The following is a 16,303-nucleotide window of genomic DNA, read 5'->3' as shown; positions in this document are numbered from 1 at the left end:
ACTCCAACCGGGAGCCGAATGCTAGGTTTCGCAGTCATGGAGATCAGGACTGTCCACGCCAATGGGGTGGAGTTCGCGTATCTGACCGTAGGGGAAGGGCCACTGGCCCTCTGCCTGCACGGCTTCCCCGACACGGCCCACACCTGGCGCCACCTCCTTCCGGCGCTGGCCGAGCGTGGCTACCGCGCGGTCGCGCCGTTCATGCGCGGTTACGCACCGACCGAGATCCCCGCCGACGGCGCCTACGAGGGCGGCGCGCTCGTCGCCGACGTACGGGCTCTGCACGAGGAACTCGGCGGCGACTCCGCCGCGGTGCTCGTCGGCCACGACTGGGGCGCGTTCCCCGTCTACGCGACCGCCGACCGCTTCCGCAGGTCCGTGGCCATGGCGGTGCCGCCGACGGCCGCGATGATGGCCGGGTTCCTGGAGTACGAGCAGCTCAAGCGCTCGTTCTACGTCTTCCTCTTCCAGACCGGCCTGGCCGAGACGGCCGCCGCCGCCCCCGGCTTCCTGGAAGGGCTCTGGCGCGACTGGTCTCCCGGCTACGACGCCCAGCAGGACCTGGAGTTCGTCCGCCAGAGCATCGGCGCACCGGCGAACCTGGCGGCGGCCATCGGCTACTACCGGGCGATGCTCGGCACCACCCCGCCCACCGGGCGCCACCCGGCACCGGAGCCCGCGACCACCGGGCCGATCCTCTACCTGCACGGGTCGCGGGACGGCTGCCTCGCGGCCGACCTGGTCAAGGACGCGCAGAGCCACCTGCCCGAGGGGTCGCGGACCGAGCTGGTGGCCGGCGCGGGTCACTTCCTGCACCTCGAACAGCCGGCGGAGGTCAACCGGCTCATCCTCGACTGGGTGACCTCCTGAGGACCGCGATGACTGGATGACGCCCTGAAAGGGTGAGGTGAACCATCCTGTTCACCTTGAATCCGGGCGGCTGCCAGGGCTTCGGAAGGAGCGCCACGACGATGCCGCCGACGGTCAGGACACGGTGGATCTCGCGCCACAGTCGGGCGGGGTCGCGGCGGAGGCGGCCGGTCGGGGCCACCTGACGGTCCCAGGGCGGGTTCACCAGAACCCGGTCCACGCTGCCCCCCGGCAGGGGAATCCGCCCCGCGTCGGCCACCCCCCAGGCGATGCCGCCCGCCGCGTCCGGGACGCCGCAAACGCCGCCCGCCGCGTCCGGGACGCCGCAAATGCCGCCTGTCGCGCCTGGGGCGCTGCAGACGCTGCCTGTCGCGTCCGGGGTAGCCAAGCCGCGAGCCGTGTCTCGGACGTTCATCCCGTCCGTCGCGTCGCGGGCGGCGTTGGCGGCGGCGACGTGAACGGCGTGCGGGTCGTGGTCGAGGCCGAGGAGGCGGGTGTGCGGGGCGAGCGCGCGGGCCTCGATGAGCGTCGTACCGGCTCCGCAGCAGGGGTCGAGCACCGTGGCGGCGCGGTCGAGCCGCGCCAGCCCGGCCATGGCGGCGGCCACCGGTGGATGCAGCGTCCCCGGGATCGACTCCGTCTTGTACGGCCTGCGGTGCAGCGGCCTCGGGGGCACCCGCAGCGCGATGACCGCCTGCTCGCCCTCCACCGTGACCCTCCAGGCCATCGACCCCTCGGGCGGTACCCGGCCGTCGCGGCGCGAGTGGTACGTCAGGCCCGGCGGCCGGGCGAGCTCGGCCCCGACGGCGTCCTCAAGGTCGAACCGGCTGTAGTTCCGCCGCCCGACGAACGACGCCGACACCTCCACCCCGCCGTCCGGCGCCCCGCCATCCCACAGCCCGCCATCCCACAGCCCGCCATCCCACAGCCTGCCGTCCAGTGCCCCGCACGGGCTTCTGGCGGCTCGGCCGGTGATCTGCTCGGCGCGTTTCGTCAGGCTCTCGGTGTCGATCTCGCGAGCGGCCCGCGTCAGGCGCGCAAGGGACTCCCTGTCGGGCCCGATCCCCTCCACGACGGCCGCCACCAGCAGCAGGTCGTCGGCCATCCGCAGCCCCAGCAGCTCAGGCCCCGGCTCGGCCGGCTCGAACCACACCTCACGGTGGCGCATCCCGCGCACCACCCCGAGCCCGGCACGTCGGATCTCCGCGGCCACCAGGGGCTCGATGCCACGCACCGCCCTGGCCACGGCAAGCGTATGCACGTGTCCTTCTCCCACGTCGCGACCCGGGACGGCGGCAGACCGTCCCGCATCACCGGCGGTGGGTCATCCACGCCCCGCCGGCGGGTCGCTAACGCAGGAAGAAGAAGAACGTCATGGGCCCACGCTATAGATCAACCGCCTGCCGAGGCCACCGATTTTCCGCGCGCGCCCGCCCACGCGGACGTACGGTGTACTTCGATCACGTTGACGTGCATAGGCCGCTAATCGAATGATGGTGTTTCATGGACGTGCTTGACTTCGACCTGTCGGATCGTGAGTTCTGGGCCAAGCCGATGGCGGAGCGGAGGGAGGCCTTCGACCGGCTGCGGGCGCGAGATACACCGGCCTTCTTCGCCGAGCCCGTGGTCGACTTCGCACAGCCGGGCCCCGGCTACTACGCGCTGGTCAAGCATGCCGACATCCTGGAGGCCAGCCGCAATCCGGAGATCTTCTCCTCGGGCAGCGGCGGCGCCACGAACATCCCCGACATGCCCGCCGAGTTCGCCGAGTACTTCGGCTCGATGATCAACATGGACGACCCCCGGCACGCCCGCCTCCGCCGGATCGTCTCCCGGGCCTTCACCCCCAAGATGATCAAGCAGTTCGAGGCGGACGTGAACACCGCGGCCACCAAGATCGTGGACGACCTGCTGGACACGGGTCCCGGCTGCGACTTCGTCACCCAGGTCGCCGCCCGCCTGCCCCTGAAGATCATCTGCGACATGATGGGTATCGCCGAGCGTGACTACCAGTTCGTCTACGACCGCTCGAACCTCATCCTGGGCGGCTTCGACCCCGAATACACCGGCGGCGACGTCAGCCAGGTGGTCCCGCTCCTGCTCAACGCCGGCGCGGAGCTCCAGCAACTCGTCCAGGACCTGGCCTCCTACCGCGCCGACCACCCCACGAACGACCTGACGTCCTCCCTGGTCAACGCCAACATCGACGGTGAGCGGCTGACGTTGCAGGAGCTCGGGTCGTTCTTCATCCTGCTGGTGGTGGCGGGCAACGAGACCACCCGCAACGCCATCTCGTACGGCCTGCGCCTGCTCACCAACAACCCCGACCAGCGGGCGCTCTGGCTGGAGGACGTCGAGGGCCGGGCGGCGGGGGCCGTGGAGGAGATCGTCCGGCTCGGGTCGCCGGTGAACTTCATGCGCCGCAAGGTGACCAGGGACTTCGAGATGAACGGGCAGCTGTACCGGGAGGGGGAGAAGGCGGTGCTGTTCTACTGGGCGGCCAACCGCGACGAGGCCGTCTTCGAGGACCCCGAGCGGTTCGACATCACCCGCTCGCCCAACCCGCACGTGGGATTCGGCGGGCCGGGGCCGCACTTCTGCCTGGGGGCGCACCTGGCCCGGCGGGAGATCACGGTGATGTACCGCGAGCTGCTCCGCCGGGTGCCGGGCATCGAGGCGGGCAAGCCGGACCGCCTGCACTCCAGCTTCATCAACGGCATCAAGCGCCTGGAGTGCACCTTCTAGGAACGTTCTGGCCCCCGGGACCCGGGGGTCAGGACGTGGTGACCTTCATCTGCTTGATGATCGTGTTGACGTCGGGCAGGAGCTGCTTGCTGGTCGACGGGATCGACATGTAGACGATCGCCGGTACGTCCTTGCCCGTGTTGATCGCGGCCGTGACGATGGTGGCTTTCTCGGTGCCCGAGGTGAGGGCGTAGGCGATGACACGGCCCGAGGACTGGCCGACCTTGATCGGCTGCTGGGCGATCTTGCGGACCGTGTTGCCCGTGGGGAAGAAGCGCTTGCGGGCGTTCAGCACCACCTGCTTGATCACCGGCTCCAGGTCGTCCTCACTGGTGAACGAGGACGCCAGCTTGACCGGAAGCGGGCCCGTGAGGATCTGGGCGGAGGTGTTGTTGCCCGTCACGACGTACTGGCGGGTGTCGAAGCCGTACGTGGTCTTGACGGTGGTGCGCTGGTCCTGCTGCCAGGTGCCGCCGAGGCGCGGGATCGTGATGCCGGCCGTGGGGTTGGCGACGGTGCCCAGCACGGGGGCGGCCTTGCCGGACCACCGCGGCAGGCGGGGGATCGAGTTGGTCGTCTTGGCGGGGGTGGAGCTGGGCGACGCGCTGGACTTGGCGTTGGCGGCCGCGCTGCTGCTGGCGGTCGGCTTGTCGGCCGCCAGAGGGCCGGCGAGGAACGCCCAGAGGACGGCGCCGACCAAGGCGAGGGCCACCGAGCCCGCCAGGGCGTAGATCCAGATGGGCTTGCCGGGGTTGTCCAGCGAATCCGGTTCGCCCATCGCCTGGTAGTCGTCGCCGAAGACGTTGTCCCAGAGCTCCTGCTGGCGCTCGGGCGGCGGGGTGCGGGAGCCGCTGATCTGGCCGGCCGTCACGAACCTGTTCTCCGGGTCGGACGGGTCGCGGCTCAGGTTGCCGCCCGGCCTGCCGTGCTCGGCTTGGTGGTGCTCGCCCTGGTGGTGCTCGGCGCCCGGCGCCTGGGGCGGGGCCTGGCCCGGCGCCTGACCGTACGCGACCAGGCGGTCGTCCGGAGAGGGCGCGGAACGCGGCACCGCACGCTCGTCCAGGGGAGTGCCACCACGCCGGCTGTCCAGCGGAGTGACGTTGCCGCGCGGGCCGTCCAGCGGAGTGACGTTACCCCGTGGGCCGTCCAGCGGGGAGCCGGAGCGGGGCGCGCCGCGCTGGTCGAAGCCGGGTTGTGGCCCGCCGCGGTGGTCGAAGTCGGACCGGGGTGCCCCCGGGTCGTCGAAGCCGGGGCGCGGCCCGCCGCGCTGGTCGAAGTCGCCGCGTGGCGCCCCCCGGTCGTCCTGGGGCGGGTACGCGCGCTCACCGAGAGGATTCGGGAACTGGTGGTACGCCGTGGGCTGGTTGTCCGGGGATGCCGGGTGCCCCAGCGGGTCGCCGGGACGCGGCTGGGGCCGGGAGTCGGGATGGCCGAGGTTCGACCAGGCGTTCGACGCGGGCGGAGCCTCGGACCAGGCGGCATCCGGGCGGGACTGCTGCGCCCCCTGCGGCGGCGGGGCGCCGTGCCGCGAGGGGTCGGGCCAGGAGGACCCGGATTGCGATGGGTCGGGCCAGTTCGGTGCCGACTGCGACGGGTCAGGCCAAGAAGGCGCCGACTGCGATGGGTCGGGCCAGTTCGGCGCCGACTGCGCGGGGTCCGGCCACGACGGTGCGGATTGCGCGGGGTCGGGCCACGAAGGCTGTGACTGTGCCGGGTCCGGCCATGGTGACTGACCGGCGCCGCTCCGTGAGGAGTCGGGCCATGACGAGTCCTGCCGAGGCGCCTCGGGCCAGGATGTCGGCACCTCCGGCTGTGGCGCCTCGGGCCAGGACGGTGGCAGATGGGGTGCTCCGGAATTCTCCGTTGCCATTGCTGCCGTACCTCCCGAGGTTATGTCCGGATTTGACGCATCCGGCATGATCTCACGCGAGACCAGGGGTTTCGCAGTAAAACGCGCGAAGCCGTGCGGATCCGTCGGTGGGTCCTGCATGGGCAGGCCACCTTCTGGATGTTCTGGCTCAACTAGGTACACCACGGCGACGACAGTATTCTAATGGGACATTAGAGGTCACAACGGATAGATCACCATCGGGTCTCACCAGACCAGAAGGTTCCATTGTGCCCACTAGGCCGGATCGATGGCCCGCATTCAGCCGAAGAGGTGCGCTAGGCTTGACCTATGCGTTCCGCGACCCTGCTTCTTAGCGGGCCGCGACGGCTCTGACATCTCGCCGTCGCGGCTGGCCCCTCGTTGTGCGCACGAGGGGTTTTCTTATGGGTCCGACACAATCCAAAAGGACAACCGCCGTGAGTGAGTACAACCCGCAGGCGCTGCAGGCCAAGTGGCAGCAGCGATGGGAGGAGCAGGACCCGTTCCGGGCCAGCGAGGACGCCGCCGACACGCGTGAGCGGCGCTACATGCTGGACATGTTCCCCTACCCTTCCGGTGACCTCCACATGGGCCACGCCGAGGTGTTCGCGATCGGCGACGTGGTCGCGCGCTTCTGGTTCCAGCAGGGCTACAACGTCCTGCACCCGATCGGCTGGGACTCCTTCGGCCTGCCGGCCGAGAACGCCGCCATCAAGCGGAACGCGCACCCCGCCGAATGGACTTACGCCAACATCGAGACGCAGGCCGGCTCGTTCAAGCGCTACGGCATCTCCTTCGACTGGTCGCGCCGCCTGCACACCAGCGACCCCGACTACTACCGCTGGAACCAGTGGCTGTTCATCCGCTTCTTCGAGCGCGGCCTGGCCTACCGCAAGGGCGGCCTGGTCAACTGGTGCCCCAACGACCAGACCGTGCTGGCCAACGAGCAGGTCGTGGCGGGCAAGTGCGAGCGCTGCGGCGCCGACGTGATCCGCCGCGAGCTGACCCAGTGGTACTTCAAGATCACTGACTACGCGCAGCGGCTGCTGGACGACATGGAGCAGCTGGAGGGCTGGCCGGAGCGCCTGCTGACCATGCAGCGCAACTGGATCGGCCGCTCCGAGGGCGCCGACGTGCTGTTCGAGATCGAGGGCCGCGAGGAGCCGGTCCACGTCTACACCACGCGGCCCGACACGCTGTTCGGCGCGACGTTCTTCGTGGTGGCCGTCGACGCGCCGCTGGCCGACGAGATCGTCACGGACGAGCAGCGCGCGGCGTTCGAGGCCTACCGGGCCGAGTCGGCCAAGCTGAGCGACATCGAGCGGCTGTCCACCGACAAGGACAAGAGCGGCGTCTTCCTGGGCCGCTACGCGATCAACCCGGTCAACGGCGAGCGCATCCAGGTCTGGGCGGCCGACTACGTGCTGTCCGACTACGGCCACGGCGCCATCATGGCCGTCCCCGCCCACGACCAGCGCGACCTGGACTTCGCGCTGAAGTTCGGGCTGCCGGTGAAGGTCGTCGTGCACACCGGCCTGGCCGACCCGGGCGAGACCGGCGAGGCCACGCCGGGCGAGGGCAAGCTGGTCAACTCCGGCCCGCTGGACGGGCTGACCAAGACCGAAGCCATCTCCAAGATCATCGAAGTGCTGGAGACCGACGGCAGGGGCACGGGCGCGATCAACTTCCGGCTGCGCGACTGGCTGCTGTCCCGGCAGCGCTACTGGGGCACGCCGATCCCGATCATCCACTGCGTCGACTGCGGTGAGGTGCCCGTCCCCGACGATCAGCTGCCGCTCACGCTGCCCGACCTGCGTGGCGAGGCCCTGGCACCGAAGGGTGTGTCCCCGCTGGCCAGCGCCACCGACTGGGTCAACGTCGAGTGCCCCAAGTGCGGCGGTCCCGCCCAGCGTGACACCGACACGATGGACACCTTCGTCGACTCGTCCTGGTACTACCTGCGCTACACCTCGCCCGGCTACGCCGAGGGCCCGTTCGACGTCGAGCAGGTCCGCAAGTGGGGCCCGATCGACCAGTACGTCGGCGGCATCGAGCACGCGGTGCTGCACCTGCTCTACTCGCGGTTCTTCACCAAGGTGCTGCACGACATGGGCATGCTCGACTTCACCGAGCCGTTCCTGCGCATGCTGAACCAGGGCCAGGTGATCAACGGCGGCAAGGCCATGTCGAAGACCCTGGGCAACGGCGTGGACCTGGGCAAGCAGATCGACGACTTCGGCGTCGACGCGGTCCGCCTGACCATGCTGTTCGCCGGGCCGCCCGAGGAGGACATCGACTGGGCCGACATGTCGCCGGCCGCGTCGCAGAAGTTCCTGGCCCGCGCCTTCCGCGTGATGACCGAGGTGGCCAGCGAGCCCGGGGTGCCGTTCGAGGGCGGCGACGTCGAGCTGCGCAAGGTCACCCACCACACGATCGACGAGGTCACCAGGCTGGTCGAGTCCCAGCGTTTCAACGTGGCGATCGCGCGCATGATGGAGCTGACGTCGGCGGCCCGCAAGGCCATCGACTCGGGTCCCGGTGCCGCCGACCCCGCGGTCCGCGAGGCGGCCGAGACGCTGGCCGTCATGCTGTCGCTGGTGGCCCCCTACACCGCCGAGGAGGGCTGGGAGCGCCTGGGCCACGTGGGCGGCACCGGCGTCGGCCGGGCCGGCTGGCCCACCGCCGATCCCGCGCTGCTGGTGCAGGAGTCGGTGACCGCCGTCGTCCAGGTGGCCGGCAAGGTGCGTGACCGCCTGGAGGTGTCGCCCGGCATCTCGGAGGCCGACCTGAGGGCGCTGGCTCTGGGGTCGGAGAAGGTCCGCTCCCACCTGACGGGCGAGCCGCGCAAGGTGATCGTACGGGCGCCGAAGCTGGTCAACATCGTCCCCTGACGAGCTCCGCTCAGAGGCGGCGTAGCGCCGGCAGCAGTTCCTTCTCGGCCCAGTCGAAGAAGGGCTGCTGCTGGTCGTGGCCGATCTGTACGAGCGCGACGTGCGTGTAGCCGGCGTCGGTGTACTTCTTGACCGCCTCGACCACCGCGTCCACGTCGTCGCCGCACGGCACACTGGCGGCGACGTCCTCGGGCCGTACATAGTCGGCGTAGGCGGCGAAGTTGACCGGCCCCGGCAGTTCGGCCATGACCTTCCACCCGGCCGCCGACCAGCGCCACAGCCGGTGGGCCCGCTCCTTGGCCGCCTCCGCGTCGGTGTCGTAGGCGATGGCGAGCTGCCCGTACACCGGCTTGCCCGATCCGCCGAGCGCGTTGAACTGATCCACCGCCCCCGGCATCGGCTCATTGATGATCAACAGGTCGCCGAGCTCGGCGGCGAGGTCCGCCGACTGTCCGCCGGAGGCCGCGATGCCGATCGGTACCGGGCGCTCGGGCAGGTCGTAGAGCTTGGCCGAGTCCACGTCGAAGAACTCGCCCTGGTAGGTGACGTAGTCGCCGGAGAACAGCTCCTTGATGATCTGGACGGCCTCGCGGAACATCCGGTGCCGGGTGTTGACCGGTGGCCAGCCCTCGCCGATCACGTGCTCGTTCAGGTTCTCGCCGGAGCCCAGCCCCAGTGTGAACCGGCCCTGGCTGAGCACGCCCATCGTGGCGGCCTGCTGGGCGACCACAGCCGGGTGGTAACGCATGATCGGGCACGTCACATAGGTCATGAGGGGCAGCCGCTCGGTGGCGTTCGCCACGGCGCCCAGCACCGACCAGGCGTAGGCCGCGTGACCCTGCTCCTCGAGCCAGGGGAAATAGTGGTCGGAGATGACCGCGTAGTCGAATCCGGTTCGCTCGGCCGCGGCAGCGTCGTCCACGAGTTGGCGGGCCGGAGTCTGCTCGCACATCAGGGTGTATCCGATTTCTGCCATGGTGTGCCGCCTACCCGGGCTTGCGGACGTTAACGTCGGGTCAGCTCGTCCAGCACCAGGCCCAGCCCGATGCCCAGCAGCCAGATGTCCTTGGCGATGCCGATCCCCTGCTGCGACGGGCGCAGACTGCCCTCTTCGCGCAGTCCCGGCATCTTGAGGTAGAAGCCGAGCAGGCCGCCGGCGAACGCGGTCAGCGCCGCCCCCGCGACCAGCGACGGCACTGTCGGGAGCAGCAGCGCCGCCCCCACGGCGATCTCCGCCTTCGAGAACAGCCCCACGAACGTCTCGGGGTCCTGCTCGCCCAGGAACGGGAAGGCCGTGGCCGCCATGCCGTGCACGCCGGTCGCGGTGTCCCGATCGGCTTGGGCCTTGGACAGCCCGGAGTTCAGGATGTACGCCCCTGCGGCCACACGAGGCGGCCACTGGTAGGCGCGGGCGAAGATCTTCATGATTCCTCCCGAAACCGACGTCGCGTTCGGGTCGTGCCCCCTAGCATCCAACACACGCGCCCGGCGACCGGCCTTGACCAAGACTTCAAGGGCAGCCTCCACGGCCGGACGCGCACTAGTGTGCTGCTGTGACAACTGGCGCATACCTGAGATATCCACATCTGCACGGTGACCTGGTCACCTTCGTCGCCGACGACGATGTCTGGCTGGCACCCGTCACGGGCGGACGGGCATGGCGGTTCACCGCCGACCGCACGCCCGTGTCGTTCCCCAGGTTCTCGCCCGACGGCGCCCGCATCGCGTGGACCAGCCATCGTGAGGGACAGCCCGAAGTGTTCGCCGCCGAGCTCGACGGGGCCGAGGGCGAGCGGCTGACCCACTGGGGCAGCTCGACGACCGGCGCGCGCGGCTGGACCGCCGGCGGGGATGTGCTCGCGGTCAGCGCGGCGGGCGAGGGCGGGCGCACCAGGACCTGGGCGTACGCGGTGCCGCTCGACGGGGGCCAGGCGGTGCGCCTGCCGTACGGGTGGGTGAGCGAGGCCGCCGTCAGTGGCGACCGGGTCGCGACCGTGTCCTCGATCTGGCGCGAGCCGTCACAGTGGAAGCGCTACCGGGGTGGTACGGCGGGCAAGCTCTGGGTCGACGCCGACGGGAGCGGTGAGTTCGCCCGGCTGTTCGCCGACAGCGGCGCGCAGTACTGGTCGGCCATGTGGGTGGGGGACCGCGTCGCCTTCCTGGCCGACATCGAGGGCACCGGCAACGTGTACTCGGCCCTGCCCGACGGCTCCGGCCTGCGCAAGCACACCGGGCACGACGAGTTCTACGCCCGCCACGCCTCGACCGACGGGGAGCGGGTGGTCTACAGCCATGCCGGTGACCTGTGGGTGCTGGACAGCCTCGACGCCGAGCCGTACAAGCTGGAGGTCAAGCTCGGCGGGCCGCGCCCGGCTCGCGCGCGGCGACCGGCGCCGGCCCGCGTCGGCGGGTTCTCGCCGGACGAAACCGGCCGGGCGAGCGCGGTCGAGATCCGCGGCACCGCCCACTGGGTGACCCACCGCGACGGGCCCGCGGGCGCGTTGCGGGTGGAGCCCGGGGTCCGGGTACGGCTGCCGCGCGTGCTCGACGCCGACGGCCGGGCGGTCTGGGTGTCGGACGCCACCGGCGAGGACGGCCTGGAGATCGGCACGCCCGGCGGTGAGATCCGTACGCTGGCGGCGGGAGAGCTGGGCCGGGTGCTCCAGTTGGCCGCCTCGCCCGACGGCAAGCACGCGGCCGCGGCCACGCACGACGGGCGGCTGCTGGTCGTCGACCTCGAATCCGGAAATGTCCGTGAATTGGATCGCACCACGCAGGGCGACGTCAGTGGGCTGACGTTCTCGCCGGACTCGTCCTGGCTGGCCTGGGTGCATCCGCACGACGAGCGGCTGTCGCAGATCAGGATGGGCCGCCTCGACGGGACCTCCGTCATCGACGTGACGCCGCTGCGGTTCGCCGACTATGACCCGGTGTTCACCAGGGACGGGAAGCATCTGGCGTTCCTGTCGGTGCGGACGTTCGATCCGATTTACGACGCGCATGTGTTCGACCTGTCGTTCCCGGCCGGCTGCCGGCCGTACATCGTGCCCTTGCAGGCGACGACGCCCTCACCGTTCGACCCGAGCCTGCAGGGGCGCGGGTTCAACGGCGAGGACGACAAGCCCGCCTCGGCCTCGGAGGAGAAGAAGGGTTCGGACAAGAAGGACGCCGAGCCGCCGCGCACCGAGGTGGACGCCGAGGGGCTGGCCTCGCGGGTGGTGCCCGTGCCCGTCCCCGCCGCGAACTACCGCAACCTGCGCACCGCCAAGGACGCCCTGCTCTGGCTGCGCCACCCCGTCGCCGGGCAGCTCGGCGACGGCACCGACTCGGCGGCCGAGACCGTCCTCGAACGCTACGACCTCAAGAAGCGCGCCAAGTCCGAGCTCGGCAGGGAAATGCGCGCCTTCGAGGTGAGCGGCGACGGCACCAGACTCGTACTCAATGGCAAGAACGGCCTGCAGACCCGCGCCAGCGGCGAGGGCGACGAGGTCGTCACCATCGATCTCGACCGGATCACGGTCCAGATCGACCCGATCGCCGAGTGGCGGCAGGGCTACGCCGAAGCCGGGCGGCTGATGCGCGACCACTTCTGGCGCGCGGACATGAACGGCGTCGACTGGCAGGGCGCGCTCGACCGCTACGCGCCGCTGGTCGAACGGATCGGCGCCTACTCGGAGCTCATCGACCTGCTCTGGGAGGTACAGGGCGAACTGGGCACCTCGCACGCCTACGCCCGCGCCAGCGGCGGATCCTACGACCCGCGCCGCCGCCAGGGCCTTCTCGGCGCCGACCTCACCCGCGACCCGGAAGGCGTCTGGCGCGTCGAGCGGATCCTGCCCGGCGAGTCGTCCGACCATGACGCGCGCTCACCGCTGCTCGCGCCGGGCGTCGCCGTGCGCGCGGGCGACGCGATCGTGGCGGTGGGCGGCCGGCCCGTCGATCCCGTACGCGGCCCGCTGGCCGCCCTGTCCGGCACGGCCGGCCAGCCCATCGAGCTGACCGTACGACCGGCGTCGGGCGGCGAGACGCGCCGGGTGGTGGTCACCCCGATCTCGGACGAGACGCAGCTGCGCTACCACGACTGGGTGGAGGGCCGCCGGGCCTACGTCAGGGAGGCGTCGGACGGGCGGCTCGGCTACCTGCACGTACCCGACATGGTGGCCTCCGGGTGGGCGCAGTTCCACCGGGACCTGCGTACGGAGATGGCCCGCGAGGGGCTGGTCGTGGACGTACGCGAGAACGGCGGCGGGCACACCTCCGAGCTCGTCCTGGAGAAGCTGTCCCGCCGGGTCTCCGGCTGGGCGCACGCGCGCGGCTACGAGCCGATGCGCTACCCCGAGGACTCGCCGCGTGGCCCGATCGTGGCCGTCACCGACGAGTTCGCGGGCTCGGACGGCGACATCGTCAGCGCGGGCATCAAGAACCGGGGGCTCGGTCCGCTGGTGGGCACCCGGACGTGGGGCGGGGTGATCGGCATCGACTCGCGGTATTCGCTGGTGGACGGCACCGTGGTGACCCAGCCTCGCTACTCGTTCTGGCTGGCGGGCCAGGGCTGGGGCGTGGAGAACTACGGCGTCGACCCCGACATCGAGGTGATCATCACGCCGCAGGACCGGGTGGCCGGTCGCGATCCGCAGCTGGAGAAGGCGGTCGAACTCGCACTCGCCGCCTTGGCCGAGCATCCGGCGGCCACACCTCCAGACCTGCCGCCTCTCACGACATAACGGATTCATCACGGGATTCGCTCCGATGATGATCGGAGCGGGTCCCGTCGGCAGGGTTGACCCCATGAAGCCCTTAGCGTCTCGCCCCTGGCTCCCGCCCACCTTCTCCCCTCAGGCATAAGGCGGTGGAACCTCTCGGCTTTCGTCAGAGCGGTATCCGGGAAACCGGACTCAATGCCCAGGACATCCGCAAGGCCCTTGAAGGGCTCGCCGTTCCAGAGCTCCCCTTGGGGACGTTCGGCATGGCCGGTGCCACGGCGAGAGACCGCCACAACCAGGCCAGTAACGAGTTCAACAGCCGGGCGAAACGAGGCGTGGAGTCGGCCGAGGGCATCTCGCGCAACCTGAAGCTCACCGCCGACGGGTACGTGCGGGCCTCCAACGACGTCATGCGCGCGGTCCTTGCCGTCAGCCACCACCAGCAGCCTCTCGTACGCGGGGACGCGCCTTCGCCTGAGCCGGAGGTCCGGAACGGTGTGGTACAGGGCCTCATGTCGCTCGGCACCTCGGGTGTGACCCTCGTCCGGCTGGCGGAGGCGTCCTCCTACTTCCAGCGCGGCTCGGCCGCCGGGATCGCGAACCTGCCGGCCGAGGCGGCGAAGATGGCGAACCTGAGCCAGCGCACGCTGTCCATGCTCAAGGTCGCCGCCACGATGTCGGCCACGGCCGTAACCGGTCTCATGCTCTGGCTGGTCACCGTGACCTGGCACGACGAGAAGGTCGACGAGGCCATCGCGGCCTGGCGGCACGCCGCCAACACCCTGGGTCAGACCTTCGGGGCCGGGGACCCGATGAAGCTGGAGGCGCTGGCGGCCGCGTGGCACGGCGGCGCCAAGGACGTAGCCGACCAGAAGTTACGCGACTTCGTCACCGCGGGTATCCAGCTCGCCGACTACGCCGCAGGCCGGGCCGTCGGGCTGCAGGACGCGGTGCGGCAGCTGAACCTGCTGCACACACTCGCGTTCTGGACGACTGTGAGCGAGCTGGGATTGATCATGGCGCTGCGCCTGGCCGCGTCCGTCAACCCGGCTTCCCTGCTGGGGAGCATCAAGGTGGGATGGCGGTTGTCCATGGCCCTTATCTTGATTCAGGGGGCCATAACTGGGCGGCTGGAGTATCTCGTGGCAGAGTCCATGAAGAAGGACTCGGTGGGCGCTGGGCCGTCGGGGGTGGAAGAGACGGACTTCCCTCGTTTCTAGCTTTTCTTTTGTGTCATCGGCCTCAGCCCCGCATCCGGTGCAGGATCTCGGCCAAGATCGGCTCGGTGGTGGCGAAGTTCAGCCGGACGTAGTTCGCGCCACCGGGCCCGAACGTCGCGCCGTCGCTCAGCATGACCTTGGCCTCGCGTTCGAGCACCTCCTGCACACCCGGGCGCCCGTAGTCGAGCCAGGCCAGGTAGGTGGCCTCCGGCATGCGGTAGGAAGCCTCTTCGGGCAGGAGTTCGGCGATCGTGCGGCGATTCCTGTCCAGCAGGGCGAGCGTCTCCTGAAGCCAGGCGTCGCCATGCCGCCAGGCCGCCACCGTGGCCTCCACCCCGAACAGGTTCGCCGACCCGAACACGAAGGGCGGCTGCGCGGCGAGGACCTTCCGCATGTCCGGCGAGCCGATGTGAGCGACCGAGCAGCGGATCCCGCCCAGGTTGAACGCCTTGGTGGCGGAGGTCAGGGTGACGGTGCGCTCGGGCAGGATGGTGGCGAACGGGATGTGCTGATGCGGGGCATAGACGAGGTCGGCGTGGATCTCGTCGGAGATGACGAGAAGATCGTGCCGCTCGACATGCTCAGCCAGCTCGGTCAACTCTTCACGCGTGAAGACCCGGCCGGTGGGATTGTGGGGATTGACCAGCAACAGAACCTTGCACCCAGACAGATCAGGCACCTCAAACCGCCACGACCCCCGGCTGGGCCCATCGGGGCGTAGCTGGATGGGATGCAGGGGGCGTTCCATGCCCTCCAGCGTCCCGAGGAAGGGCGGGTAGGTGGGCGTGTGTACGGCCACCCCGTCACCGGGCCGCGTCCACACGTGGAGCAGCACCTGGAGCGCCTGATTGATGTCGCTGTAGCTACGCACATGCTCGGAATCCGCCCGCCAGCCGTACCGCCCAGCCATGCGCTCGGCGAACGCTTCGGCCAGGGGCCCGCACTGAGGGCTGTCAAGCCAGGTGGGGTAGCCGAGATCCCCCTCGGCCCGACGCTGGAGCGCGCTGACGACTTCGGGAGCGGTGGGGAGATCCATGTCGGCTATCCAGGCGGGGATTACGCCGGGGGCGGCTTTGGCCCACTTGAATCCGTCATGCGTTGCCTTGATGTCTTCTGCCCGCTTTATGTCGGTCACGCGGTCATTCTAGAAACCACCTCTGGTTCTGCCAGCCCATCCCATGTGGGGATGGTCACGCGCGGGGGGCGATCGGGCCGAGGTAGGTGCCCCCCGAGACGTCGATGGTCTGACCGGTCACCCACCGGCCTTGCGGCCCCGCCAGGAAGCCGATGACGTCGGCGACGTCCTCGGGCTCGCCGAGCCGGCCGAGCGCGGTGATCGACTCCAGCCCGGCGACCACCTCGGGGATGGATGTATAGCCCGCGGTCAGGTCGGTCCGCACCGCGCCGGGCGCGACCGTGTTGACCGTGATGCCCCGCCCGCCGAGCTCGTTGGCCAGCGACGGAGCCATCGACTCCAGCGCTGCCTTACTGATGGTGTAGCCGATCTGCGTGGAGACCGCGAACCGGCTGGCCGTCGAGCCCATGTTGATGACGCGGCCGCCGTCGTTCAGCAGCGGCAGCGCGCGCTGGATCACGAAGAACGGGGTGGCGACGTTGATCGCGAGCAGCCTGCTGAACTCCTCCGGTGTGACCTGTGAGATCGGGTTGCCCGAGCTGATACCCGCGTTGTTGACCAGGATGTCCAGCCCGCGTCCCGCCAGCCCTGCGGTCAGGCCCTCGAACAGCTGATCCACCGCGCCGTCGTCACCGAACCGGGCCCGAACGGCGAACGCCCGGCCGCCTGCCTCCTCGATCCACCCCACGGTCTCCTTGGCCGCGCCCTCGTCGCTGCCGTAGTGGACGGCGACCAGCGCGCCCTCGGCGGCCAGTCGCAGCGCCACCGCCCGGCCGATGCCACGCGAACCGCCCGTCACCAATGCCGTCTTGCCTGCCAGAACATCCATCTCTGCTCCTCGCTCAGCGGCCGGGCCCTCGGTGGATCCG

General features: G+C 70.2%; 11 protein-coding genes. 5 read left to right on the top strand and 6 right to left on the bottom strand.

Annotated features, from left to right (window positions below; genetic code table 11):
* The first annotated feature begins 36 nt into the window (after positions 1 to 36).
* On the top strand, positions 37 to 870 hold the full coding sequence (locus tag ACGFNP_RS26485; protein ID WP_358330899.1) for an alpha/beta hydrolase: 834 nt from the start codon (positions 37 to 39) through the stop codon (positions 868 to 870).
* On the opposite strand, the gene ACGFNP_RS26480 is transcribed toward ACGFNP_RS26485, so the two are convergent.
* Positions 845 to 2,131, bottom strand: a complete 1,287-nt coding sequence (locus tag ACGFNP_RS26480) for an RNA methyltransferase (protein WP_358330896.1) — start codon at positions 2,129 to 2,131, stop codon at positions 845 to 847. The two genes, ACGFNP_RS26485 and ACGFNP_RS26480, sit on opposite strands and share 26 nt — an antisense overlap.
* A gap of 242 nt (positions 2,132 to 2,373) precedes the next feature.
* On the opposite strand from ACGFNP_RS26480, the gene ACGFNP_RS26475 reads away from it, so the two are divergent.
* Positions 2,374 to 3,615 (top strand): cytochrome P450, encoded by a 1,242-nt coding sequence (locus ACGFNP_RS26475; RefSeq protein WP_393323236.1) that lies wholly within the window; start codon positions 2,374 to 2,376, stop codon positions 3,613 to 3,615.
* 28 nt (positions 3,616 to 3,643) lie between these two features.
* Here ACGFNP_RS26475 and ACGFNP_RS26470 read toward each other — a convergent pair whose 3' ends face one another.
* Complete coding sequence (locus tag ACGFNP_RS26470; RefSeq protein WP_393323232.1) at positions 3,644 to 5,485, bottom strand: hypothetical protein; 1,842 nt, start codon at positions 5,483 to 5,485, stop codon at positions 3,644 to 3,646.
* A gap of 437 nt (positions 5,486 to 5,922) precedes the next feature.
* On the opposite strand from ACGFNP_RS26470, the gene leuS reads away from it, so the two are divergent.
* Positions 5,923 to 8,376 (top strand): leucine--tRNA ligase, encoded by a 2,454-nt coding sequence (gene leuS / locus ACGFNP_RS26465; protein WP_393323229.1) that lies wholly within the window; start codon positions 5,923 to 5,925, stop codon positions 8,374 to 8,376.
* A gap of 10 nt (positions 8,377 to 8,386) precedes the next feature.
* On the opposite strand, the gene ACGFNP_RS26460 is transcribed toward leuS, so the two are convergent.
* A complete protein-coding gene (locus tag ACGFNP_RS26460; protein ID WP_393323226.1) occupies positions 8,387 to 9,352 on the bottom strand; it encodes a TIGR03557 family F420-dependent LLM class oxidoreductase in 966 nt (321 codons plus the stop codon).
* A 29-nt stretch (positions 9,353 to 9,381) separates the two neighbouring features.
* Complete coding sequence (locus ACGFNP_RS26455) at positions 9,382 to 9,801, bottom strand: hypothetical protein (RefSeq protein WP_358330881.1); 420 nt, start codon at positions 9,799 to 9,801, stop codon at positions 9,382 to 9,384.
* Positions 9,802 to 9,929: 128 nt separating this feature from the next.
* On the opposite strand from ACGFNP_RS26455, the gene ACGFNP_RS26450 reads away from it, so the two are divergent.
* Both ACGFNP_RS26450 and ACGFNP_RS26445 read left to right on the top strand, forming a co-directional pair.
* The gene (locus ACGFNP_RS26450; RefSeq protein WP_358330878.1) at positions 9,930 to 13,100 is read left to right on the top strand and encodes a PDZ domain-containing protein; all 3,171 of its coding nucleotides are present in this window, start codon (positions 9,930 to 9,932) and stop codon (positions 13,098 to 13,100) included.
* 242 nt (positions 13,101 to 13,342) lie between these two features.
* Positions 13,343 to 14,299, top strand: coding sequence for a hypothetical protein (locus ACGFNP_RS26445; RefSeq protein ID WP_393323222.1), 957 nt, complete (start codon positions 13,343 to 13,345; stop codon positions 14,297 to 14,299).
* A gap of 22 nt (positions 14,300 to 14,321) precedes the next feature.
* On the opposite strand, the gene ACGFNP_RS26440 is transcribed toward ACGFNP_RS26445, so the two are convergent.
* Both ACGFNP_RS26440 and ACGFNP_RS26435 read right to left on the bottom strand, forming a co-directional pair.
* Positions 14,322 to 15,434 (bottom strand): MalY/PatB family protein, encoded by a 1,113-nt coding sequence (locus ACGFNP_RS26440; protein ID WP_393323219.1) that lies wholly within the window; start codon positions 15,432 to 15,434, stop codon positions 14,322 to 14,324.
* 55 nt (positions 15,435 to 15,489) lie between these two features.
* Positions 15,490 to 16,263 carry an SDR family oxidoreductase gene (locus ACGFNP_RS26435; protein WP_358330868.1) on the bottom strand — a complete coding sequence of 258 codons (774 nt, stop codon included), beginning with the start codon at positions 16,261 to 16,263 and terminating at the stop codon, positions 15,490 to 15,492.
* Between the last annotated feature and the right edge of the window lie 40 nt (positions 16,264 to 16,303).

This window comes from Nonomuraea sp. NPDC049269 (genome assembly GCF_043197155.1).
In the GTDB taxonomy this organism is placed as follows: Bacteria; Actinomycetota; Actinomycetes; order Streptosporangiales; family Streptosporangiaceae; genus Nonomuraea.
This window is presented reverse-complemented; position numbering and strand designations above follow the sequence as displayed.